Genomic DNA, 813 nt, shown 5'->3' with positions numbered 1-813 from the left:
GGGTATTGCCAAGTTGTCTGGCATTTCGACGACGACTAAATGCAATGAATGAACATTCCATCCAGCATGCCGCGCCTGAAGGGCTTTCGCTACCCTCGTGAGGTCATTGCCTACGCGGTTTGGGCATACCATCGGTTTGCCTTGAGCACTGCGGATGTCGAAGATCTCTTAGCGGAACGGGGTGTCATCGTGAGCCGAGAAACCATTCGGCTCTGGGTTAATCGGTTCGGCGCGCATTTTGCCGCCTGCATCCGGCGCGATCGCCCTAAGCCAAACGACAAATGGCACATGGACGTGGTTGTCATCACAATCCGCGGCAAGAAGCACTGGTTGTGGCGGGCCATCGACGCGAACGGCGACGTTCTCGATATCCTCGTGCAAACGCGGCGAAATGCAAAGGCGGCCAAGCGATTTTTCAAAAGATTGGTCGCTCAGTTTGGTGAGCCAAGGGTCGTGATCACAGACAAGTTGCGCAGCTACATCAAGCCCGTCAGCACCTTGGCACCACAGGCCGACCACCGGGCCCACAAAGGGTTGAATAATGCGATCGAAGTTTCGCACAGAATGACCCGTAAGCGGGAGAAGTTGTTTGGTCGGTTCAAGTCACACCGACAAGCTCAGAGGTTTCTGTCCGCGCATGACCAGATCAACCTGATATACCGTCCCCGCCGCTATCAACTCACCGCCATCTCTTACCGCCATGCCCGCAACGATGCGTTCAGTCTCTGGGCCGCTTACACCGCCGAAATGGCAGCATAACCCTACTTTTTCCAATGCTTCACAATCGGCCGGCAACAACTTGGCAATACCGAA

1 protein-coding gene is annotated in these 813 nt (G+C 55.2%); it reads left to right on the top strand.

The genetic code is table 11. The features are described 5' to 3' along the window. Positions 1–48: 48 nt before the first annotated feature. Positions 49–759, top strand: a complete 711-nt coding sequence (locus ACR0JI_RS21945; protein WP_480478401.1) for an IS6 family transposase — start codon at positions 49–51, stop codon at positions 757–759. The last annotated feature ends 54 nt before the right edge of the window (positions 760–813 follow it).

It is taken from the genome of Ruegeria sp. N10 (assembly GCF_056531545.1).
The sequence above is the reverse complement of the archived record's forward strand: the minus strand, read 5'-3'. Positions and strand labels throughout refer to the sequence as shown.

Excerpts from the sequence above, each read along its gene's own strand:
- ACR0JI_RS21945 (WP_480478401.1), top strand. The coding sequence starts at position 49 with ATGAACATTCCATCCAGCATGCCGCGCCTGAAGGGCTTTCGCTACCCT.